General features: G+C 68.7%; 21 protein-coding genes. 12 read left to right on the forward strand and 9 right to left on the reverse strand.

The genetic code is table 11. From position 1 onward, the window contains the following. Positions 1-173 precede the first annotated feature (173 nt). Genes IEY21_RS07160 through IEY21_RS07180 form a run of 5 tightly spaced genes read left to right on the forward strand, consistent with a single transcriptional unit; the run spans position 174 to position 4,986 of the window. Positions 174-872 carry an HAD family hydrolase gene (locus IEY21_RS07160; protein ID WP_188902845.1) on the forward strand — a complete coding sequence of 233 codons (699 nt, stop codon included), beginning with the start codon at positions 174-176 and terminating at the stop codon, positions 870-872. Further along, positions 869-1,864 carry a dipeptidase gene (locus tag IEY21_RS07165; protein ID WP_188902847.1) on the forward strand — a complete coding sequence of 332 codons (996 nt, stop codon included), beginning with the start codon at positions 869-871 and terminating at the stop codon, positions 1,862-1,864. The genes IEY21_RS07160 and IEY21_RS07165 overlap by 4 nt, the downstream gene beginning before the upstream one ends. A 40-nt stretch (positions 1,865-1,904) precedes the next feature. Beyond that, a complete protein-coding gene (locus IEY21_RS07170) occupies positions 1,905-2,783 on the forward strand; it encodes a C40 family peptidase (RefSeq protein WP_188902849.1) in 879 nt (292 codons plus the stop codon). After that, on the forward strand, positions 2,780-3,799 hold the full coding sequence (locus tag IEY21_RS07175; RefSeq protein ID WP_229752952.1) for a dipeptide epimerase: 1,020 nt from the start codon (positions 2,780-2,782) through the stop codon (positions 3,797-3,799). The genes IEY21_RS07170 and IEY21_RS07175 overlap by 4 nt, the downstream gene beginning before the upstream one ends. After that, positions 3,796-4,986: a Gfo/Idh/MocA family protein gene (locus IEY21_RS07180; RefSeq protein ID WP_188902854.1), complete on the forward strand. Its 1,191-nt coding sequence runs from the start codon at positions 3,796-3,798 to the stop codon at positions 4,984-4,986. The genes IEY21_RS07175 and IEY21_RS07180 overlap by 4 nt, the downstream gene beginning before the upstream one ends. Positions 4,987-5,024: 38 nt before the next feature. Here the strand turns inward: IEY21_RS07180 and IEY21_RS07185 are convergent, their stop codons facing one another. After that, positions 5,025-5,627, reverse strand: a complete 603-nt coding sequence (locus IEY21_RS07185; RefSeq protein WP_188902856.1) for a histidine phosphatase family protein — start codon at positions 5,625-5,627, stop codon at positions 5,025-5,027. 219 nt (positions 5,628-5,846) lie between these two features. Between IEY21_RS07185 and uvrC the strand changes: the two genes are divergently transcribed. Then, complete coding sequence (gene uvrC, locus IEY21_RS07190; RefSeq protein ID WP_188902858.1) at positions 5,847-7,730, forward strand: excinuclease ABC subunit UvrC; 1,884 nt, start codon at positions 5,847-5,849, stop codon at positions 7,728-7,730. Between the two features lie 64 nt (positions 7,731-7,794). Then, positions 7,795-8,700 carry an SDR family oxidoreductase gene (locus IEY21_RS07195; RefSeq protein ID WP_188902860.1) on the forward strand — a complete coding sequence of 302 codons (906 nt, stop codon included), beginning with the start codon at positions 7,795-7,797 and terminating at the stop codon, positions 8,698-8,700. A 37-nt stretch (positions 8,701-8,737) separates the two neighbouring features. Here IEY21_RS07195 and IEY21_RS07200 read toward each other — a convergent pair whose 3' ends face one another. Both IEY21_RS07200 and IEY21_RS07205 read right to left on the reverse strand, forming a co-directional pair. Beyond that, a complete protein-coding gene (locus IEY21_RS07200; RefSeq protein WP_188902862.1) occupies positions 8,738-9,277 on the reverse strand; it encodes a phosphatase PAP2 family protein in 540 nt (179 codons plus the stop codon). A 105-nt stretch (positions 9,278-9,382) separates the two neighbouring features. Further along, the gene (locus IEY21_RS07205; RefSeq protein WP_188902864.1) at positions 9,383-9,550 is read right to left on the reverse strand and encodes a hypothetical protein; all 168 of its coding nucleotides are present in this window, start codon (positions 9,548-9,550) and stop codon (positions 9,383-9,385) included. Positions 9,551-9,746: 196 nt separating this feature from the next. Between IEY21_RS07205 and IEY21_RS07210 the strand changes: the two genes are divergently transcribed. Next, entirely contained in the window at positions 9,747-10,469 is a 723-nt protein-coding gene (locus IEY21_RS07210; protein WP_229752953.1) for a phosphatase PAP2 family protein, read from the forward strand. 164 nt (positions 10,470-10,633) lie between these two features. Here IEY21_RS07210 and IEY21_RS07215 read toward each other — a convergent pair whose 3' ends face one another. Together IEY21_RS07215 and IEY21_RS07220 are read right to left on the reverse strand one after the other, a co-directional pair. Then, positions 10,634-12,046 (reverse strand): aspartate kinase, encoded by a 1,413-nt coding sequence (locus IEY21_RS07215; RefSeq protein WP_188902867.1) that lies wholly within the window; start codon positions 12,044-12,046, stop codon positions 10,634-10,636. 438 nt (positions 12,047-12,484) lie between these two features. Next, positions 12,485-13,333: a DegV family protein gene (locus IEY21_RS07220; protein WP_229752954.1), complete on the reverse strand. Its 849-nt coding sequence runs from the start codon at positions 13,331-13,333 to the stop codon at positions 12,485-12,487. 171 nt (positions 13,334-13,504) lie between these two features. Here IEY21_RS07220 and bshA point away from each other — a divergent pair, with 171 nt between their 5' ends. Next, positions 13,505-14,632: an N-acetyl-alpha-D-glucosaminyl L-malate synthase BshA gene (gene bshA / locus IEY21_RS07225; RefSeq protein WP_188902948.1), complete on the forward strand. Its 1,128-nt coding sequence runs from the start codon at positions 13,505-13,507 to the stop codon at positions 14,630-14,632. On the opposite strand, the gene IEY21_RS07230 is transcribed toward bshA, so the two are convergent. From IEY21_RS07230 to sucC, 3 genes are all read right to left on the reverse strand, one after another. Then, on the reverse strand, positions 14,616-15,179 hold the full coding sequence (locus tag IEY21_RS07230; protein ID WP_188902869.1) for a hypothetical protein: 564 nt from the start codon (positions 15,177-15,179) through the stop codon (positions 14,616-14,618). The genes bshA and IEY21_RS07230 overlap by 17 nt on opposite strands. 140 nt (positions 15,180-15,319) lie before the next feature. After that, the gene (sucD, locus tag IEY21_RS07235; protein ID WP_188902872.1) at positions 15,320-16,225 is read right to left on the reverse strand and encodes a succinate--CoA ligase subunit alpha; all 906 of its coding nucleotides are present in this window, start codon (positions 16,223-16,225) and stop codon (positions 15,320-15,322) included. Further along, complete coding sequence (sucC, locus tag IEY21_RS07240) at positions 16,225-17,373, reverse strand: ADP-forming succinate--CoA ligase subunit beta (RefSeq protein WP_188902874.1); 1,149 nt, start codon at positions 17,371-17,373, stop codon at positions 16,225-16,227. The genes sucD and sucC overlap by 1 nt, the downstream gene beginning before the upstream one ends. A 169-nt stretch (positions 17,374-17,542) precedes the next feature. Here sucC and IEY21_RS07245 point away from each other — a divergent pair, with 169 nt between their 5' ends. The 3 genes from IEY21_RS07245 to IEY21_RS07255 all read left to right on the forward strand — a co-directional run bounded on the left by IEY21_RS07245 (position 17,543) and on the right by IEY21_RS07255 (position 19,714). Further along, entirely contained in the window at positions 17,543-18,592 is a 1,050-nt protein-coding gene (locus IEY21_RS07245; RefSeq protein ID WP_188902877.1) for a M24 family metallopeptidase, read from the forward strand. Beyond that, complete coding sequence (locus IEY21_RS07250) at positions 18,589-19,092, forward strand: RlpA-like double-psi beta-barrel domain-containing protein (RefSeq protein ID WP_188902879.1); 504 nt, start codon at positions 18,589-18,591, stop codon at positions 19,090-19,092. Before IEY21_RS07245 ends, IEY21_RS07250 begins: the two co-directional genes overlap by 4 nt. Before the next feature lie 160 nt (positions 19,093-19,252). Continuing rightward, a complete protein-coding gene (locus IEY21_RS07255) occupies positions 19,253-19,714 on the forward strand; it encodes a YbjN domain-containing protein (protein ID WP_188902881.1) in 462 nt (153 codons plus the stop codon). Positions 19,715-19,808: 94 nt separating this feature from the next. Here IEY21_RS07255 and pepF read toward each other — a convergent pair whose 3' ends face one another. Further along, a complete protein-coding gene (gene pepF, locus IEY21_RS07260; RefSeq protein ID WP_188902883.1) occupies positions 19,809-21,617 on the reverse strand; it encodes an oligoendopeptidase F in 1,809 nt (602 codons plus the stop codon). Positions 21,618-21,626: the final 9 nt, after the last annotated feature.

Below are 21,626 nucleotides of genomic sequence, written 5' to 3' on the forward strand. Positions count from 1 at the left end.
CTTTCGGGCCCTACCGCAATCATGTTGCGGAAGTCTGGATATACAATCTGTTTACCGCCATAAGATTGCCAAGATATCCTCTAGAAAGGTTACAAATTGCGTATTACGGGGTCCAGGACCCCATTTGGTCTCGCGTCACTTCTCATGTTCCGGAAATCACTAGGATTCGGGGCATGATCTCCTCTGCCCCGTCTGCGCCGCTGCGCGCTGTGCTGTTTGACCGCGACGACACCATCGCCTACACCGACCCCAGCGTGTACGGGGAGGCGGCGCGCTGGGCGGCCCGGCGTTTTGGCCTGGACACGGACGCGGTGCAGCGGGCCCTGACCCGCCAGTGGCACGAGCGGGCCTTCACGTGGTGGGATCTGCGCACGCCCCAGGACGAGGCCCACTTCTGGAACTCCTACGGAGAGGAGCTGATGGACCGGCTGGGCCTGTGCCGTGAACATGCCGCCGAGTTTCTGGGAACCTATCCCTACGAGCGCTACATGAAGCCGGTGCCCCAGGCGCGGGAGGTGCTCGGCACCCTGCGCGCACGCGGCCTGAAGATCGGCGTGCTGAGCAACACCCTGCCCAGCATCGACCGCACGCTGCAGGCGCTGGGACTCGCGGACCTGGTGGACGTGGCGGTGGCGACCTGCGCGCTGGGCATTCACAAACCCGAGGCCGGGGCCTACCTGCACGCGGCGCGCGAACTGGGCGTGCGGCCCGACGAGGTGCTGTTCGTGGACGACCGGGCCGAGAATGTGGACGCGGCCCGCGCGCTGGGCATGCCGGCTGCCCTGATTGACCTGCGCAGCGAGCAGCCCGGCGCGCTGCACCGCCTGAGCGACGTGCTGGGCGTGGTGGAGGCGTGGGGGGCCAGCGCGTGAGCGGCGTCCCGGTGATCGACGGACATCTGGACCTGGCCTACAACGCGCTCAACGGGCGCGACCTGACGCTGACGCTGGACGTTCTGCAGTCGGGTGACCCGGTGGCGGGGCAGACCGCCACGGTCACCTTCAGTGAGCTGCGCGCAGCGGGAACGCGGGTGTGCCTGGGCACGCTGTTCGCCCTTCCCCATTCTGCCGACGCGCCGGGAGGCTACTGCGACCACGCGCAGGCACGGGCCCAGGCGCTTGCCCAGCTGGAAACCTACCAGCGGTGGGAGGACGGCGGACACCTGCGGCGGCTGCGCTTGGGAAAGGAGGTGGCGGCCCACCTCGCGGGCACGGATCCGGCGCTGGGGGTGGTGCTGCTGATGGAGGGGGCCGACCCGGTCCGGGACGCGGACGATCTGCCGTTCTGGATAGACGCCGGGGTGAGGATGATCGGCCCGGCGTGGGGGCGCACGCGGTATGCCGGAGGCACGGACGCGCCGGGGCCGCTGACGGCGGCCGGGCGCGATCTGGTGGCGGCCATGTGTGACCTCGGCGTGACGCTGGACGCCTCGCACCTGGACGACGCGGCGTTCTGGGACGCAGCGGAACTCGGGCCACGCATGGTGGCCTCGCACGCCAATGCGCGCGCGCGGGTGCCGGGCAACCGCCACCTCAGTGACGAGATGGCGCGCGCTGTGGTCGCGACGGGCGGCGTGATCGGGCTGGTCTTTCTGGACACCTTTATCCGGCCGGGCGTCCACGCGGGGGCCAAGGAGGTGGCGCTCGCAGATCTGGCAGACCACGCGCGGCACTACGCGAAGCTGGTGGGCTGGGACCATGTGGCGCTGGGCAGCGATATGGACGGCGGCTTTGGCGCGGAGCGGACGCCGGTGGGCATCGAACGCTACCGCGACCTGCCGCGCTTTCTGGAAGAGCTGCCCGCCGAACACCGGGCGGCGGTGTCGGGCGGCAACTGGGCGCGCTGGCTGACCGCACACCTCTGACCCCGGTTTCTCTCGCCCCGGGTCCGCTACCGTGTGGCACATGACCCTTGCGTCCACCCTGCCCGATGCACGAATTCACGCCTATGATCCCGAGCTTCAGCTGGCCGAAGATGCCCTGCGTGGGGTGGTCGGCGACGCCACCTGGACTTACCCGACCCCGCAGCCGGTGGTGGCGGCCGCACGGCTGAGCCTGCGCGCCGGACCCCAACCAGAGGCCGCACAGGTCACGGAGGCGCTGCCCGGCGAGGCACTGGAGCGGCTGTGGGGCAGCGGAGCCGGGTGGGTGCGGGTCCGGACCCTCCACGACAGCTACCTGGGCTGGGCGCGAGAGGAGGGCCTGGTCCCGCCGCCTGAGGGTGAAGCGCTCACGGTCACCGCTCTGCGTGCCCACGCCTTCGCCGGGCCCAAGGTCAGCCGGTCCCTTGTGGCAGAGCTGTGCCTGGGGGCCCGGGTGGTCCGCGTGCCCGGTGAAGTGGTGGTGGAGGGCGGGCGGCGCTGGGTGCCGGTGGCCCTGCCCGGCGGCGCGGCGGCGTGGGTGCAGGAGGTCACGCTCTCGCCCATTCCAGAACCCGACGTGGCGGCGCTGGCGCTGCGCTTTCTGGAAGCGCCGTACGTGTGGGGTGGGCGCAGCGCGTGGGGGCTGGACTGCTCGGGGCTGACCCAGCTGGTGTTCCGGGCGTTCGGACGCCCGCTGCCACGCGACGCCGACCAGCAGCAGGCGGCGCTGGAATCCGTGGACGCTCCGCAGCGCGGTGACCTCGCCTTCTTTCCCGGTCATGTGGGGCTGATGCTCGATGACCGGCGCCTGGTACACGCCAATGCCACCCACATGCGCGTGACGGTGGAAACGCTGGGCGAGGGTGTTTACGGCCGGCAACTGGCGGCGGGCTGCACCGGCTTCGGGCGGTGGACGGCATGAACCTGAGCTGGGAAACGCTGGAACTGCACACCGCCCAGCCCTTTGGCATCGCGCGCTGGACCCACAGCAGTTATCCGCGGACCTTCGTGACGCTGGAAGACCGTGGCTTCGTGGGACGCGGTGAGGCGGCTCCCAACGCCTTTTACGGAGAGACGCGCGGCACGGTCGAGGCGGTGTTGCCGCTGCTCGCCGGGGCACTGGAAGACCCGTGGGACTGGGATGGGCTGAACGCCCGGCTCTCGGCACGCATGCCCCAGGGCCACCCCAGCGCCCGCTGCGCGCTGGAGATGGCGGCGCTGGAATGGTGCGCGCAGGCGGCGGGGGTGCCGGTGTGGCGGCTGCTGGGCCTCTCACCCACCGCGCTGCCCCACAGCAGTTACACGGTCAGCCTCGCCGAACTGCCCGAGATGCGGCGCCAGGCGCGCGAGGCTGTGGCGGCGGGGCACACGGTCCTCAAGGTCAAGCTGGGCACCCCATACGACGAGCAGATCGTAACGGCGCTGCGTGAGGAGGCGCCGTCCGCAGCGCTGCGGGTGGATGCCAACGCCGCGTGGTCGCGCTCCCAGGCCCGGCGCATGCTGGACGTGCTGGATGACGCCCGCGTGGAACTGCTGGAACAGCCGCTGGCGGCGGCGGACCTTGATGGACACGCCGGCCTGCGCGCGGTCTCGCGGGTGCCGGTGGTCGCCGACGAGAGCCTGCACCACGTCCGCGACGTCGTGGAACTGGCCCGGGCCTTCGACGGCGTGAACCTCAAGCTCGCCAAGCTGGGCGGCCCCCTGCAGGCGCTCGCCGCGCTGCGGCTGGCCCGTGCCCACGGCCTGAGCGTCATGATGGGCTGCATGATCGAGAGCAGCCTGGGCATTGCGGCGGCCGCACACCTCGCGGGCCTGTGCGACTGGGCCGACCTGGATGGAGCGCTGTTGCTCGCCGACGATCCGTTTGCGGGACTGAACTGGACGGCGGGCGAACTGCAGCGTCCCACCGCGCCGGGCTGGGGCGTGACCCGCACGTGAGCGTGCGGGTCGCCATCGTGGGCTGCGGCAACCGCGGCGGGGACGTGTACGCCCGGCATCTGGCAGAGCAGGGCGCGGCCGTTACCCATCTCGTGGAGCCGAATGTGGCCCGGCGGAACGAGGTCGCCGCGCGGTTCGGCCTCGGGACAGAGGCCTGTTTTGATCACTGGGACGATTTTTTCGCGCTGGGGCGGGTCGCCGACGCGGTGGTGATCGCCACGCCGGATGACGGCCACGTCGCTCCGTGCGTGGCGGCACTGGCACTGGACTACGACGTGTTGCTGGAAAAGCCGGTGTGCCTGGACGAGGCCGGCCTGGACGCGCTGCTCGCCGCCGAGACTGCCTCGGTGGGGCGGGTCACGGTCTGTCACGTGCTGCGTGCTACCTCCTTTTTCCGGGAGATCCGGCGGGTACTGGAGACCGGCGCGTTGGGGACCCTGATCGGCATTCAGCACGCCGAGAACGTGGCGCACTGGCACTACGCGCACTCCTTCGTGCGCGGCAACTGGCGGGCCTCCCCCCCGGCGGCCCCGTTTCTGCTTGCCAAGGCATGTCACGATCTGGATCTGCTGCGCTGGTTCGCGGGCGCTCCTCCCCGCCGGGTCCACAGCGCCGGAGGGCTGCACCACTTTCGCCCCGAGCACGCGCCGCCGGGGGCCACCGACCGCTGCGTGACCTGCCCGGTGGTGGGCTGTCCCTCGGACGCCCGGCAGATCTACGCCCGCTTCGCGCCCGACGAGTGGCCCAGCAGCGTGCTGACGGGCGGGGGCCAAAGCGTGCAACACGCGCTGGAAACCGGCCCGTATGGCGAGTGCGTCTATCTGGGCCACAACAACGTGGCCGACCATCAGGCCGTGACCGTTGAATTTGAAAATGGTGTGACCGCGCAGCTCACGGTAAGCGCTTTCACCCACAACAACACCCGCACCCTCAAGCTGCTGGGCAGCCACGGTGAGCTGCGCGGTCATATGGAGACTGGCGAACTGGAACTGCATGATTTTAGAACGATGGAGGTGCAGCGCTGGAGCGCGGCCTCTTCTGGCCGCCACGGAGGCGGGGACGCCGGACTGGTGGGCGCGTGGCTGACCGCCCTGCTTAGGCAGGGGCCGGTGCCGACATCGCTGGCGGAGTCCCTCGATTCGCACCGGATGGCGTTTGCGGCGGAGCGGGCGCGACTTGGGAACTAGTAAGTGAAATGATTCACGATAAAACTTGCTCGTGAAACTTAGTGCTCATTTAGGCGCGCGGCGCTCCAGCCGTCTGCGGTCCGGGTCAGCTCGGTCAGTGCGGCGTTGGCGTGTGTGAAGGTGCCGGCCCGCCAAGTTTCTACCGGCGGAGCACGCAGCAGACGAATCAAAACCGCGATCAGAGCGCCCCCGTGCGACACGACCACCGGCGTACCGGAGCCGGCGAGTACAGGGGCCAGCGCCGCCGTGAAGCGGTCGGCCACCGCCTCCAGACTCTCGCCCCCGGGAAAGGCCACGCTGCCGCCCGGACGCAGCAGCTCCTGCGCATGCGTCCGGAGATCGGCGTAGGGCCGGCCCCGCCACGCGCCAGGGTCGATTTCCTGCAGACCGTCCAACACGGTCACCGGCACGCCCAGGGCCTCGGCGAGTGGGGCGGCCGTCTGCTGGGCCCGGCAGTAACTGCTGGCATACACGCGCGGAGCATCGGGGTTCAGCGCCAGCACGCGGCGGGCCAGGGCGTGGGCCTGGGCATGGCCCTCGTCGGTCAGCGGGTCGTTGCGGCTGTCCGCACCGCGCAGAATGCCCGCAACGTTCCCGGTGGTCTGGCCGTGGCGGGCCAGAAGCAGGCGCCCGGGAGTCATGCCCGGCTTCCCGTCCGGGTGCGGTGGTCGCCGCACGCGGTCGGCATGGTGGGCCGTCCGGCCCACCATGCAAAGTGGCTCAGGGTCAGAGGCGGGGTGGCGGGCGCAGGCACACGGGGCAGTCTAGCGGTCCCCGCGGCCTTGAGACGGCCGTCTGGCACACCGTGTTCCCCCCTGCGATCACGGTACGTGTTCACCGTCTCCCCTATCCTGTGGGACGTGCATTTCGATGACCTGCCCGTGCTGCCGACCACGCCCGGCGTGTACCTCTTTCGCCGGGGGGGCGTGCCGATCTACATCGGCAAGGCCAACAACCTCCGCTCGCGGGTGGGACAGCACTTCAAGGCCGGGGGCAAGAGCGGCAAGTTCACGGCGCTGGCCGAGTCGCTGGAGTTCATCACCGCCCGCAACGAGGTCGAGGCGCTGGTGCTGGAAGCCAACCTGATCAAGCAGCACCGCCCCCACTACAACGTTACCCTCAAGGACGACAAGCACTACCCCTTTCTCAAGCTGACCAACGAGGCCTTTCCGATGCTGGTGGTCACGCGGCGGGTGCTCAAGGACGGCGGGCAGTACTACGGACCGTACCCGGATTCCTCGGCGGTGCGGCGGGTCAAGCACCTGATCGACACCATGTTTCCGCTGCGCAAGAACAGCGGCCTGCCCATGCAGAAAAAGCCGCGCCCGTGCCTGAACTATCACATGGGCCGTTGCCTGGGGCCGTGCGTGGACGCCGCCGACCCGGCCGAATACGCCCGCGTGGTCGAGGACGTCAAGGCGCTGCTGGAGGGCCGCGCCGCGCCGGTGATCGCGCGGCTCAAGGACGACATGGCCGCCGCCGCGCGCGGACAGGACTTCGAGCAGGCCGCCCGCTTGCGCGACCGGGTGCAGGCGGTGCAGAAGCTGTTCGGCACCGAGCAGCACGCCTTTGTCAGTGACGAGACCGACCTGGACTTTCTGGGGGTGGCGCAGGCCGGGGAATACGCCATGGTGCAGCTGTTCCGCATGCGCGGCGGGCGGGTGGTGGGCCGCGACAAGCGCTTTCTCACGAACGCGGCAGAGGGCTCGCCCGGCGAGATCGTGGGGGCCTTTGTGCAGGACTATTACACCCAGGCCACCCACGTGCCGCCGCTGATCCTGCTGCCGGCCGAGTTCGAGGACGCGCCGCTGTGGAGCGAATTCCTCAGCGAGAAGGCCGGGCGCAAGACCGCCATGCGCACACCCAAGCGCGGCGACAAGGTGGATCTGGTCGAGATGGCGCGGCGCAACGCCCAGAACGGGCTGGATTCCGAGATGGCGCTGCTCGAGCGCCGCGGCGACCATCCCGGCCTGGACGCCCTGCGCGAGGTTCTCGCCCTGCCCGACCGCCCGTGGCGCATCGAGGGCTACGACAACTCCAACCTGTTTGGAACGAACATCGTCTCGGGCATGGTGGTCTTCGAGGGCGGACGCTCGCGGCGTGGAGAACACCGCCGGTTCAAGGTCAAGGGACTGGACCACCCCGACGATTACACCTCGATGAAGCAGACGGTGTACCGGCGCTTTACTGGTAGCCTGGCGGACAAGCTGCCGCTGCCCGACCTGATCGTGATCGATGGCGGACGCGGACAGGTCAACGCCGCACTGGACGCGCTGCGCGAGGCCGATCTGCACGTGCCGGTGGTCGGCCTCGCCAAACGTGAGGAGCGCATCATCCTGCCCGGCCGGTACGGAGCGCAGTGGTGGCTGGAAACCGGCAGCGAGGTGGGCGTGGAGCGCGAACTGCTGCTCGCGCGCACCCACCCGGCGCTGCGCATGCTGATCGCCGTGCGCGACGAGGTGCACCAGTATGCCATCACCTACCACCGCAAGCTGCGCGGGCAGGACATGCTGCGCAGCGTCTTCGACGACCTGCCGGGCATCGGTCAGAAACGCCGGGACGCGCTGCTCGAGCAGTTCTCCAGCCTGGAAGACCTCGCGGCCGCCAGCGTCGAGCAGATCGCCGCGGTGCCGGGCATGAATGCGCGGGCGGCCCGCAGCGTCAAGGAGTTCCTGATCGAGAGAACCGGGTCCAGCGCGGCGCCGGGTCAGGCCGGGCTTGAGGAGACCCCCACGGTCCCTTGAGTCAACCTTGCAACTGTGGGGCATATCGGCCCGGTCTGCGGCGGGGGCTGGAACACTCCGGGGCATGACCCCTGAACCCGTGAAGAACCAGTACGAGATGCGCGACCCCCTCAGCCAGTATCCGCGCCCCCCGTTTCCCCGCCAGCCTCAGCCCGCGCCGGGCCTGGCGAGCGCCATGGACCCCACCCCCGACCACGGCGAGGACAGCTACGTGGGCTTCGGCCGTCTCAAGGGCCGCCGGGCGCTGATCACCGGGGCCGACTCGGGCATCGGGCGTGCGGTGGCCATCGCCTTTGCCCGTGAGGGCGCCGACGTGGCGCTGAACTACCTCCAGGTCGAGGACTCCGACGCCGAGGAGGTCGTGAAACTGATCGAGGCCGCCGGACGCAAGGCCGTGGTGATTCCGGGCGACCTCAAGGACGAGGCGTTCTGCCGTGCGCTGGTGCAGCAGGCCGTGGATGGTCTGGGCGGACTGGACATCCTGGTGAACAACGCGGGCAAGCAGACGGCGGTGGAGGCCCTCGCCGACCTGAGCACCGAGCAGTTTGACGCCACCATGAAAACCAACGTGTACGCGCTGTTCTGGGTCACCAAGGCGGCGCTGCCTCACCTGCCGCCCGGCGCGAGCATCATCAACACCACCTCGATTCAGGCGAGCGAGCCTTCCAAGAATCTGGTGGACTACGCCATGACCAAGGCCGCCATTGCCAACTTTACCGGCAGCCTGGCCAAGCAGGTGGCCGAGAAGGGCATCCGCGTGAACGCTGTGGCTCCCGGTCCGTACTGGACGGCGCTGCAGCCCAGCGGTGGCCAGCCCCAGGAAAGTGTGACCAAGTTCGGCGAGCAGGTGCCGCTGGGGCGCCCCGGCCAGCCGGCCGAGATCGCGCCGCTGTACGTGCTGCTCGCCTCGCAGGAGGGCAGTTACATGACCGGCAACGTGTACGCCAGCACCGGGGGCAGCCTGTACTGACCTGATCCGTGGTGGGACCGGGAACCGCGCGGCTTTCTCAGGCTGTGCGCTCCGGCCACCGTGGGCGCGTCCACCAGCCCACCGGCAGGCGGAGCCGTGCGAGGGCCAGCCCGGCTCCGGCGAAGGCCACGCTGCCCAGCACATCCAGCGTGTGGTGCGCCCCGATGGCGAGGCGGCCGAGCATCACGGTTCCCAGGCCGGCGGCAAAGGCGGGCCACCCGCGCCGGCTCAGCCACGCCGCCCAGCCGGTGAGCAGGGCCGCGATCAGGGTGTGGTCGCTGGGAAATCCGTTGTCCGCCGCGACGTGGGCCAGCGGGGCGTAGTGCTCGGCCAGGTAGGGGCGTGGATCGGCTACGAGGTGGCCGAACACTGCGCTCAGCGCGGTGGCGAACAGCAGCGAGAAGATCATGCGGGCGAGCAACCCGTAGGTGACCTGCGTCCAGCGCCGCCACAGCAGCCCCACCAGCCCCAGGACCAGCACGAACAGCAGCGCATTGGCGCAGAAGACAGCGGCAGTTCCTAGCACTGGATGGGCCAGGGCGGCCGCGTGCAGGGCGCGTTGCAGGGAATCGGTCATCGGATCCCAGTCTGCGCCCGTCTTCCGTGGCCCTCGCCCGCCAAAAGAAGGAGGCCGCCCGCTTCAAGTGTAGAAGCGGGCGGCGGTGAGGAGCGCGGAGACGACTCACGCGAGATGCAGCCGCACGAGCAGATCGTGGATGCTGGGGCGGGGCCGGGCCTCACGGTCGGATGGAGCCTGGACCCGGTGGATCTGCTGGACCCGGGCCGCTTCCTGCCGCAGGGCTTCGGCGCGTTCCTGACCAAACTGGAGCGAGAGGGCGTTCGGGTTCATGGGAACCTCGGGCAACCGGCCTGCCGCGCTGGCATCCTTGCGCCGGTTGTTCTGCTCCTATGGTGCGCCGCCGCAGGGCCACGCGGCATCCGGCGGGTGGCGCATCGGCGGCTGCGCCAGGTGGCCTATGTCCCGCAGGCAAGCGTTAAGCATCCGGCAAGAACAGACCGGGCGCTGCGGGCGTGTAATGACAGTCATGCTTGCCCACCTGCGCCGGGAGATCGTGCCGTTTCTCAAGGCTCACTGGCGTTCCCTGGCGCTGCTGCTGCTGGGCGTGCTTGTGCCGCTGATCATCGCCGCCAGCCTGACCGAGGATGTCTTCCGCGACGGCGGCTACGCCTGGGACGCCGCCATCCTGGCGTGGTACCGCATGCACCGCACCCTGGCGCTGACGGCGCTGGCCAGCGGGCTCGCGGTGGTGGGCGGCGTGCGGGTGCTGCCTTTTCTCGCGCTGGGAATCGCCCTGCTGCTCGCCCGGGCGGGGGCGCGGATTCATGCGTGGTACCTCGTTTTTGCGCTCACGGGGGCCACCGTGCTGAACGTGCTCGCCAAGGTGATCTTCCAGCGCCCCCGCCCCGATGAACTGGGCGCGGTGCTGATCGAGCCGGGATTCAGTTTTCCCAGCGGTCATGCCATGGCCAATGCCGCCTTTGGTCTCGCACTGGGCCTGGTGTTCTGGCGTTCGCGGGCCGGCTGGCCGGTGGCCGTGCTCGGTGTGCTGTGGGGAGTGCTGCTTGCCGCCAGCCGCAACTATCTGGGCGTGCACTACCCCACCGATGTGATCGTGGGCTTCCTGAGCGCTGCGGCCTGGGTCTACGGCCTGTACATGCTGATGGCCCGGCGCTGGCCGGAACTGCGCCGCTCACCGGGCGGCCGCGACGACACGATGAAGGGTGGAAAGAAGGAGCGGGTGGGCTGAGGGGAGAGAAGTCTCTTCTGCAACGTCTCTGTGTGCTTATTGTCTTGTGATTATATTCACGATAACTTCTGTTCGTGAATTTTTTGTCTGATTGCTTGGATGAAGAAATGAAAGGGCCGCCTCCATATGCACGGGCGGCCCTTCCGTTCCCTGGGTTGAAGCTGTCAGTCGGCTGCTTCGACCGACTGGCCCAGACTGAACGCGGCGTGGACCGCGCGCGTGGCGTCATCCACCTGACTGCCCTCGATGGCCACAGAGACGTTCAGCTCGCTGCTGCCCTGCGAGATCATCAGGATGTTCACGTCGTGCGCGGCCAGCGCCGTGAACATGCGGGCCGAGACCCCCTTCTGGCCCCGCATGCCGCTGCCGACGATGGCAAGCACCGCCACTCCCGATTGCTGGTCCACCTTGAGCTCCCGGCTGACCCCGGCGCGCAGGGCCGAGAGGGTACGCTCGGCGTCGCCGCTCTGAACGGCCAGCGAGACGTTGCTCATGGAACTGCTCTGCGAGACCATCAGCAGGGTGATGTTCTCACGGGCAATCGCGTCGAACACGCTGGCGATGACCTCGGGAATGCCAAGCACGCCTGCCCCACTGATGTTGATGATGGACACCCCGCGGATGGCGGTCACGGCCTTGACCGGCTGCCCGGCCTCATCGTGGGCCTCGGCCTGCACCAGCGTGCCGGGGAAATCGGGGTCGGCCGCGCTCTTGACGCGTAGGGGAATGCCGCTGTCCTGGAGGGGTGTAACGGCCAGCGGGTGCAGCACCTTGGCCCCGAAGTAGGCCAGCTCCATGACCTCGCCGTAACTCAGGATCTCGATGTTGCGTGCGTCCTTGACCACGCGGGGATCGGCGCTCATCACTCCGTCCACGTCCTTCCAGGCCCACACCTCGTTTGCGCCCAGGGCCTTGCCGATGATGGTGGCCGAGAAATCGGTGCCGCCACGCCCCAGCGTGGTGATCGCGCCGCGCTCGGTCTCGCCCATGAAGCCCGAGACGACCGGGGTGACGCCCGCCGCGAGCAGCCCGCTCAGGCGGTCCTTGACCCGCTCGTAGGTGGTGGGCAGCGGCTTGGCATTGCCGAAATGCTGGTCGGTGAGGATGCCCGCCTCACCGCCGGTAAGGTGGTGGGCACGCAGGCCCTGCCCCTCCAGCGCCAGCGCCATCAGCGGGGCCGAGAGCCGCTCGCCAAAAGCCACGATCAGGTCGCGGCTGCGCGGCGTCAGCTCACGCAGCAGGTACACGCCGTAGACCGCCTGGCGCAGCGTCTCGTGCATCTCGCGAATCTCGCGTACGGCGGAGCTGTCGGGGGCCGCGCCCAATTCCTGGGCCGCCCCAAAGTGGCGGGTCCGCAGCGCAGCGATCTCGTCGTTGGCGGCGGCAATGTCCCCGCCCTCGGCGGCGTCCGCCAGGGTCAGCAGGCTGTTGGTCACGCCCGCCATGGCCGAGACCACCACCACCACCCGCACGCCGAGCGTGATGCTGCGGCCTGCCAGCGAGGCGCTGTGGCGGATGGCGCGGGCATCTTGCATGTTGGTCCCGCCGAATTTCATGACCAGGAGGGTGTCGCTCATGCGGCCAGTATGAAGCCGCAGACCGCAGGAGGCTGGGAGGCGTCTGGGCAGCAGACGCTTTCGCCCGTTCCTCAATGCAGCGTATGTTCCCTGGCCGCTACGTGGGTGGGCGGTGGCTGCACCGACAGGGCGGCGGTGACACCCAGCACCAGCGTCAGCATCAGCACCTCGGCTCCCAGGTGGAGCCGGATGCCCTGGTCCCGTGCAAACCAGCAGCGTTAGCGCCACCAGACCCAGCTTGAGCAGCAGCGTGCGCCCGTACGGGGAGGCCAGCAGTGCCTGGACACTTCTCACATGGGTAGACGACATGAACACGCCCGACACGGCCGGACTTACCCGCTTCACGGGAAGACAGCAGCTGAACATCACACCCGCCCGGGCAGGACGGCACCGTCTACCGCCGATGCCGCGCAGGCCAGTGTGTGTTCCTCAGAGCAGCTAAAAGGGCCGGGCCAGAAACCCGTAGGTGCCGGGGCCCACGTGGGCCCCGATTACCGGGCCCATCAACTGGACGCGGCCCTGCCGGACGTTCAGGCCGCTGCGGGTCACCGCCTGACGCATGGCGCTCAGGCGTCCGCTGTCGCGGCCCGCGTGCACGATGGAGACCGAGACGGCCTCGCGGCCAAACTTCTGGCACAGCTGATCGAGCATGTCCTCGGCGGCCTGGTTGGCCCGGATGCGGCGCACGGCCTTGAGTTCACCGTGGTCGAACTGCAGGATGGGACGCACCCCCAGCATGTTGCCCACCAGCGCCTGCGCCCGACCGATGCGTCCGCCACGGCGCAGGTATTCCAGCGAGGCCACGCTGAATTCTGCCTGCATCTGCCCGCGCATGGCCTCGACCGCCTGCCGGGCAGCTTCTCCGTCGCCGCCCGCCTGCAGCACGTCGCGCACCGCCAGCGCCGCCTCGGCCAGCGGCGTGGAGGCCAGCTCGCTGTCAATTACGGTAATGCGCCCGGTCTCGCCCAGGCTCTCGGCGGCCTGACGCGCATTGTTCACCGTTTCGGACAGCTTGCCCGAGAGGTGAATGCTGACCACACCCTCATAGGTGGCGAGCAGCTGCCGGTAGCGCTCGGCGAAGGCGGCGGCGGCCACCGGCGCCGTGGTGGCTGTGCCGCCCGCGCGCATGTGGTCATATACGGCGTCCGGATCGATCTCCTGCCAGTCCAGCAGACGGCGCTCCTGCAACTGCACGGTCAGGGGGATGACGTGCAGACCCAGCTTGAGGGCCTGTTCCGGGGGCAGATCGCAGGTCGAATCGGTCAGGACGGCGTACACAGCACGCATTCTCAGCGAAGGCTCACGCAGCTGTCTGTGCTGTTTTCTGCGCCCGCCCCACCGTTGGGGGGACCTGTCGGGCGGTGCCGCTTACCGTGATTTGTGCGCCATGACGGTCTGCAAGGCCCGCGGCCTCTATACTCCGCAGTCGTGAAGGACAGCAGCCAGGAAAACGCGCCCATGAAAATTGCAGTGCTGTGTCATGCCAGCGCGGGCGGATCGGGCGTGGTCGCCACCGAACTGGGCCTGAAGGTGGCGCGCGCCGGTCATGAGGTTCATTTTGTCGGGTCGGCCCAGCCCTTCCGGCTCTCCGGGCAGGGCGGCATGCGCGGCCCCTATTTTCATCAGGTCAGCAGCTTTGCCTACGCACTGTTCGAGCAGCCGTATCCCGAGCTGGCGGCCGCGAACACCCTGACCGAGGTGATGCTGGAATACGGCGTGGAACTCGCACACGCCCACTACGCCATTCCCCACGCCACGGCCGCCATTCATGCGCGCGCCATCGCGGGCCGGGGCCGGGTGATGACCACCCTGCACGGCACCGACGTGACGCTGGTGGGCGCCGAACCCACCTTCCGCCACACCACCCGCCACGCCATCGAGCGCAGCGACCACGTGACGGCCGTATCGGCCTTTCTGGCTGAACAGACGCATCAAGTCTTCGGCACCGACCGCGAGATCCAGGTGATCCACAATTTCGTGGACAGTGACCGGTTTGTGCGCATCACCGACCCCGAGGTGCGTGCGCGCTTTGCCCACCCGGACGAGGCGCTGCTGGTTCACGTCAGCAACTTCCGGCCGGTCAAGCGGGTCGAGGACGTGGTGCAGGTGTTCGCCCGCGTCGCCAGCGAGATCCCCGCCCGCCTGCTGATGATCGGCGACGGCCCGGACCGCTCGCGCGCCTTCGAGCTCGCGGGTCAGCTGGGAGTCATCGGCCGGACCCACTTCCTGGGATCGTTTCCGGACGTGGAGACCATCCTGGGCATCAGCGACCTGTTCCTGCTGCCCAGCAGCAACGAGAGCTTCGGGTTGGCCGCCCTGGAGGCCATGAGCTGTGAGGCGCCGGTGGTGGCCGCCCGCGCCGGGGGCATTCCCGAGGTGGTCGAGGACGGCGTGACCGGGCTGCTGTCGGCGGTCGGGGACGTCGACGCCATGGCCGACTCGGCGCTGCGCATTCTGCGCGACCGGGAGCTGTACCTCGCGATGGGTGCGGCCGCGCGGCACACGGCGGTGACCCGCTTTCATCCCGGCCTGATTGTTCCACAGTACCTCGCCGCCTACCGGCGAACCCTCAGCGGCCCATCCTGACGTTCACCGCCCTGTCCTCAGTGAAGGGCTGGACCCGCACAGTCCGGCCCACGTCCACCACAAACGCGTTCCAGCCTTTCTTGAGCTCGGCGCGGTAGCCTTTGCTCGCCGTGACGGTCACGTCCCCGCTGACCCAGGTGATGAAGAGCGCGGAGTTCCCGAGCATGGGCGTTACTTCGCGCAGCCCCTCGCCCTCATCGCGGTGGCCGTTGCCGTTGGCGTCCGGATAGATAAAGAGCCTGAGTTCAGCGACCTGCGCGGCGGCGCTGACCTGAACCGGATCGATCACGCCCGGCCACGACACGTTCTGCGGCGAGAGCGGGGCCTGGGCGCGCGCCGCCGGGGCACTTTCAGGCACCTCCAGCCGGAATTGACCGGCGGTGATCGGGGCGCTGACCACCTCCTGCACGGTCTGTCCGAAGGGAGTCACGGCGAACGCGCCGATGCGGCTGCCTCCCGCATTGCCCTCCACCGTGCCCGAGACGGTCAGGGCGGCGGCCGGGGACACGGTGGCCCCCAGCAGCAGCGCGAGAAATCGGGTCTTCATGCCTTCAGTCTACGCCCGGGCCTGATGCGGACATGATCGCAGGTGGGGCCGGGCCGTGCGGCCCTGGGGACGGCAACACGCAGGGAACAGAAAAAGGCCGTCAGCAGTTGCTGACGGCCTTCTCAGAAAAACGGTGAACCTTACTGGCCCAGGGCCGCTTTCACCAGATCGATGATCTCGGGCATGGTGTCGGCGACCGGCACGTTCGCGGCCTTGAAGGCGGCGAGCTTGCTCTCGGGGGTCCCGACGTTGCCCATGATGATGGCGCCCGCGTGGCCCATGCGCTTGCCGGCGGGGGCGCTGCGGCCGCTGATGAACGCCACCACGGGCTTTTTCATGTTCGCGGCGATGTACTCGGCGGCGGCTTCTTCGTCGGCACCACCGATCTCGCCGATCACGACGACCGCGTCGGTATCGGGGTCGGCCTCAAAGAGGGGCAGCACGTCGGCAAAGGTGGTGCCGATGACCGGGTCGCCGCCGATGCCCACGGTGGTGGAGGTACCCATGCCCGCGTCGTTCAGCAGCTTGGCAGCTTCGTACGTCAGCGTGCCCGAGCGGCTGATCAGGCCGATGCGGCCGGGGTTGGTGTAGATCTTGTTGGGCATGATGCCCACCTTGGCTTCCCCGTTGGTGACCAGGCCGGGGCAGTTGCCGCCGATCAGGCGAATGCCCTCGCCGCCGGCCGCGCGGTTCTCGGCGTCCAGCGCCTTGACTTCCTGCACGGCCTTCATCATGTCCACGGTGGGCACGCCCTCGGTGATCAGGATGATCAGGGGAACGCCGGCGTGGGCGGCTTCCAGCACGGCGTCGGCGGCGCCGGCAGGCGGCACGAAGATGATCGAGACGTTGGCCCCGGTCGCCTTCTTGGCCTCGGCCACCGAGTTGAACACCGGCCAGCCCTCGAAATCGGTGCCGCCCTTGCCGGGCGTGACGCCCGCGACGACCTGGGTGCCGAATTCCTTCATGGCGCGGCTGTGGCTTGCGCCCTCGCGGCCGGTCATGCCCTGCACGATGACCTTGCTGTCCTTGTTGACGAGAATACCCATTACTTGTTCGCCTCCTTGGCGGCTTCGGCGGCGGCGTCGAACATGTTAGGGAACATCTGGATCAGCGGGCTGTTGACCTCGGCGAGCAGCGCCTTGGCCTCCTCTTCCGCCGTGCCCGCGATGCGCATGCGCACCGGCTTGGTCAGGATGCCCTCGTTCAGTGCCTGGATGACGCCCTTGGCAACCTCATCGGCGCGGGTGATGCCGCCGAAGATATTGATGAAGATGGCCTTGACATCGGTGTCCTTGCTGACGAGCTTGACCGCGTTGTACACGATCTCGGCCTTGGCGCCGCCCCCGATGTCCAGGAAGTTGGCGGGCTTGGCCCCGGCGCGGTTCACCACGTCCAGCGAGGTCATCACGATGCCGGCGCCGTTGCCCAGCACGCCCACATTGCCGTCGTCGAGCTTGACGTAGGCGAAGCCGTACTTGCTCGCCTCGATCTCCAGGGGATGCTCGGCTTCCAGTTCGCGCCAGTCGGCGAGGTCCTGGTGGCGGTACATGGCGTTGTCGTCGATCTCGAACTTGGTGTCCAGGGCGATGGGCGTGCCCGACTCGTCCACGAACAGGGGGTTGATCTCGACGAGCACGGCGTCGCGCTCCAGGGCGGCGCGGCTGAGCTTGACCATCATGTCGGCGATCTTGTTCAGGTTGCCCTTGAAGCCGGCCTTGATGGCGACCTCACGGGCCTCGTAGGGACGCAGGCCGGTGACGGGGTCGACGCGGTGGTGGATGATTTTCTCGGGGGTGGCGGCGGCCACTTCCTCGATTTCCATGCCGCCCTCGGCCGAGGCCATCAGGGTGAAGCTCTGGACGTTGCGGTCCACGATCATGCCGATGTAGTACTCGACGCCGGCATCGATGTCGACGGCCTTGGTGACGAGCACCTTGTTGACAGTCAGGCCCTTGATGTCCATGCCCAGGATCTTCTCGCCGTTCTCGAAGGCCTTGTCCTCGGTGGGGCTGAATTTCACGCCGCCGGCCTTGCCGCGCCCGCCCACGTGCACCTGGGCCTTGACGACCACCGGCTGGCCGTAATCACGCGCGATCTGACGCACTTCGTCGGGGGTGCGGGCGACCTTGCCCTCCTGCACGTTGACGCCAAACTGGCGCAAGATCTCCTTGCCCTGATATTCGTGAAGTTTCACGTTGGTCCCTCCTTGGGGGTGGGGTGGCCTTGAGCGGCCTGATATTGCTTTGTCCCGATAGAGGAGTATAAGCGTCCCAGCGATTTCCGCGCCGCGTTGTCTCCGGGATGGAGACAGGGGCGGCGAACGGCACGGTCCGGAGCGGGGCGGGCATGTTAGCGTCGTCGTCATGAACCGACTGGAACAGGTCAGAGACGCCCTGAAGGGGGCGGGGGTGGACGCGCTGTGGGTGAGCCATCCGGCCAACGTACGGACCCTTACGGGCTTCACGTCGCCGGCAGACGGCAAGGTGCTCGTCACGGCGGACGCCGCCACGCTGTACACCGACGCCCGCTACACGGTCCAGGCCCAGCAGGAATCGGCCATTCCACAATTCATTGCGCGCCCCCCGGAAACGTACCGCCACGCCGCCGCCGCCGTGGCGGGGGGCCGGGTGGGCTTCGAGGCCGACCATCTGACGGTGGCCGGCCTCGAAGAGCTGCGCACGCACTGGCCCGAGGCCGAACTGGTGGCCCTGAGCGGCGTGGTGCAGGAACTCCGGCAGATCAAGTCTGCAGGGGAGTTGGAAGCCATCCGCGCGGCGCAGACCCTGGCCGACCGGGTCTTTGCCGAGGTGCGCCCAATGATCCGGGCCGGGGTCCGCGAACTGGACGTAGCCCTGGAGATCGAAAACCGGCTGCGTCAGGCAGGAGCCACCGCTGCCTTCGACGTGATCGTGGCGAGCGGGCCGCGCGGCGCGATGCCGCATGGCGTCGCCTCGGAGCGGGTAATTGAAGCCGGCGAGCTGGTGACCGTGGACATGGGCGCGCGCCTGAACGGATACAACAGCGACATGACCCGCACGGTGGCGGTCGGAGAACCGTCCGGGGAAATGCGCCGGGTCTACCGCGCGGTGCTGGAGGCCGAACAGGCCGCCGTCGCCGCCGTGAAACCCGGGATGCGGGCCGCCGAGCTGGACGCGATTGCCCGCGACATTCTGGCCGGCCACGGGCTGGGCGAGGCTTTTGCTCACTCGCTGGGCCACGGAGTCGGGCTGGAGGTTCACGAAGGACCGGGGCTGCGCGGCACCAGCGAGGACGTGCTGGCGGCGGGCATGGTGATCACGATCGAACCGGGCGCGTACCTGCCGGACGTGGGGGGGGTGCGCATTGAGGACCTGCTGCTCGTGACCGAGACCGGACATGAGGTCCTGAGCCACGCGCCCAAGGAGGACGTTTGAAGGCGCGGGCGCTGGCCCTGGCCGCGCTGCTGCTGGGCAGCTCGGCGTGGGCAGCGGGCACCTACCGGGTCCGGGCGGGCGACTCGCTGTGGACGGTGGCCCGCGCCCACGGCACGACCGTGACGGCCCTGCAGCGGGCCAACCCCAGCGTGCGGGCCCGGGCCCTGCGCGTCGGGCAGCGGCTGCACTTGCCGGGACGCACATCGGCGGCGCGGGGAGCGACCTCCGCTGCGCTGCAACGCGGCCACGCCGTGTACTACGGCGGGCGTCCGAACCGGCACACCCGCATGACCGCCGCGCACCGCACGCTGCCGCTGGGCAGCTGGGTGCGGGTGACGCAGGTGGGCAGCGGCCGCAGCGTGGACGTGCTGATCAATGACCGCGGGCCCTTCGGCCATCCGGCGCGTGTGATTGACCTGTCGCGCTCCGCCGCCGCCTCGCTGGGCATGCTGAGCCGGGGCATCGTGCCGGTCACGGTCCGGGTGCTGTCCACCCCCTGAGTGGCCCTGCCGACTGGATGGGGGCGGTCTTCCCACATTCTGTCCCCGGACGCCGGGTGACTGCGCGGGCGCTCCCAGGCCGGGGATGTTAGAATCGTTCGGGTTTCAACCACACGGTTCAAATTTGCAGTTGAGCTTCACCCCGAGGAGGATGGTTTTAATGACGATGGAAACGGCACTGCTGACCCTGGACACGCTGGCGAAGTACCTCAAGGAAAAAGAGGTCCAGCTCGATATGGAAGAGAACAACGGCCAGCGCTTTATCCGCATGGGCTGGCGTTTTGAGATGGGCGACGCCGCCGTGCTGGTCAGCGTCAACGACGGTCCGAACAACACCTCGCGTCTGGAAGTCACCTGCGTGACCCAGAAGCAGTACGGGGATCGCCGCGACGAAGTGGTCAACATGCTCAACGACCGCAACCGCGAGCGCGCCTTTGCCCGCAGCATCGACGCCGACGGCAACGTCTGGCTGGAGTATGTGGGCTTCTACCCCACCCTGGCCGAAATGCCCCAGGAAACCTTCGACACGCTGTTCGGCGGCGTGCTGATGCACTTCCAGGACGATTACGCGACCCTGGAAGGCTTTGTACCCGGCCCGCAGCTGCAGCAGCCTCAGGCCTGAGGATACCGGTGTAGCAAGAGGGGGCCGTGCCAGGTGCACGGCCCCTCTGCTGTACTCAGGGGGCGGAGACCCGCCGCCCCCACCGTGATGTCCGTCAGGAACGCTGCGCCCGCAGCTCCTCCAGCCGCGCCACGTAGCCTTCAAGCGTGCGGAAGGTGGCCTGCACTGGCTCGGGCGAGAGCATATCTACGCCGGCTTCCCGCAGGGCCTCAATGGGGTCAAGGCTGCCGCCGGATTTCAGGAAGCGCAGGTAACGTTCACGCGCGGCGTCGGGCTCCTCGCCAAACTGTTCAAGCAGCTGGTGCGCGGCGCTGATGCCGGTGGCGTACTGGTAGGCGTAGAAATTGGCGTACAGGTGGGTGGAGAACTGAGCCCACAGAATGCCGCTGCGCTCACGGTCCATGGTCACGCCGTCTCCGTATCCCTGCTGCAGCAGGTCGGCGGTCAGCGCAATCAGGTCCGGGGCGCTGAGGGTGCCCCCCGCTTCCACGCGGCGGTAGCATTCCAGCTCAAAGGCGGCGAGCGTCGGCATGATGAAGAAGTAGCGGTGGAAGTTGGAAAGCGCCTCCTCGATCACGGCGACCTCGAACTCGGTATCCCCCGTCTCGCGGGCACGGCGCAGCAGGTGCTGGCGGACCATCGCCTGATTGAAGTTGCTCGCGACCTCGGCGTGGAACAGGGTGTAACGCGGCACGCTGTAGGGGTGCTCGCGCTGGGAAAGCAGCGAGTGCATGGAGTGCCCGATCTCGTGGGCCAGGGTGCTGTAGCTGCTCAGGGTGCCGTTCCAGGTCATGAAGATGTAGGGCTTGACGCGTCCTCCACCGTTGCTGTAGGCGCCCTGGCGTTTGCCGTCGTTCTCGGCGTAGTCGACCCAGCGTTCGGTGGTCAGTCCGGGAAGCATGTCTTGTATATATTCTGGACCCAGAGGGGCCATGCCCTCGGCAATCCAGTCCACGGCCTGACGGTAGGTCACGGGTCGGGGCGGGACCAGCGCGGCCTTGACATCGAACTCGCGCAGCTCGGGCAGACCCAGCCAGTCCCGGCGCACGCGCCAGTAGCGGTGCCACACCGGGGTATGGGCGCGGTAGGTGTCGAGCAGCGTGGTCACCACCTCGGTGGGAATGCGGTCCGGGGACAGCGAGGCCGTGATGGCGTCCGGGTAACGGCGGGCGCGGGCCAGAAAGACATTCTGGCGCACGTTGGTGGCGTACATGGCGGCCTGGGAATGACGCACGGCGAGGTGGGCATCGGCGTAGTTCTCCCAGGCCCCGCGGCGGACCTCGCGGTCGGGGGCCGAGGTCAGGCGGTCCACGTTGCCCTGGGTCACCGGCTCTCCCCCGGCGGTACCGAAGCGCAGGTCCATGTTCGCGAGGGCCGGGTGAATGCCGCGCTCGGAGGCGAAGGGGGCCTGCAGCGCTCCGAGCAGTTCCTCGACCTCGCCGCTGCGAACGTGCGCCCTCTCCCGCAGGATGCGCTCCAGCCGCACCCGCTGATCGGTGAAGTCGGGCCGGGACAGCCAGCCCTCCACCGCGGCGGCCCGGTCAAGAACTTCGGGGCGAAAGAAGGCCGTCACGCTGCCGTACCGGGCTCCCAGGGCGCTCGCGCGGTCGCGGCGGGCGGCAGCCACGGCGTCGCGCCCGTCCACGCTGGCGGTCATGCCCGCGTAGGACATGAAGCGGGCCAGCTGCAGTTCCACGCGGTCCGCGGCGGCGAGGTAGGCGAGCAGTCCCTCCGGGCTTCCAAGCTGTCCCGCATGGGCAGCCAGGGCGTCAATGCGGGCGGGCAGCGCTCCGGCCTCGGCCTCCCAGGCGTCGGGGGTGGCGTACAGGGCCTCGAGATCCCAGGTCTGTTCTCGGGGCACGTCGGCACGGGCAGGAAGGCTTCCAGCTTGGATTGTGGTCATGGTCTGGAG

The organism is Deinococcus aerophilus (genome assembly GCF_014647075.1).
In the GTDB taxonomy this organism is placed as follows: domain Bacteria; phylum Deinococcota; class Deinococci; order Deinococcales; family Deinococcaceae; genus Deinococcus; species Deinococcus aerophilus.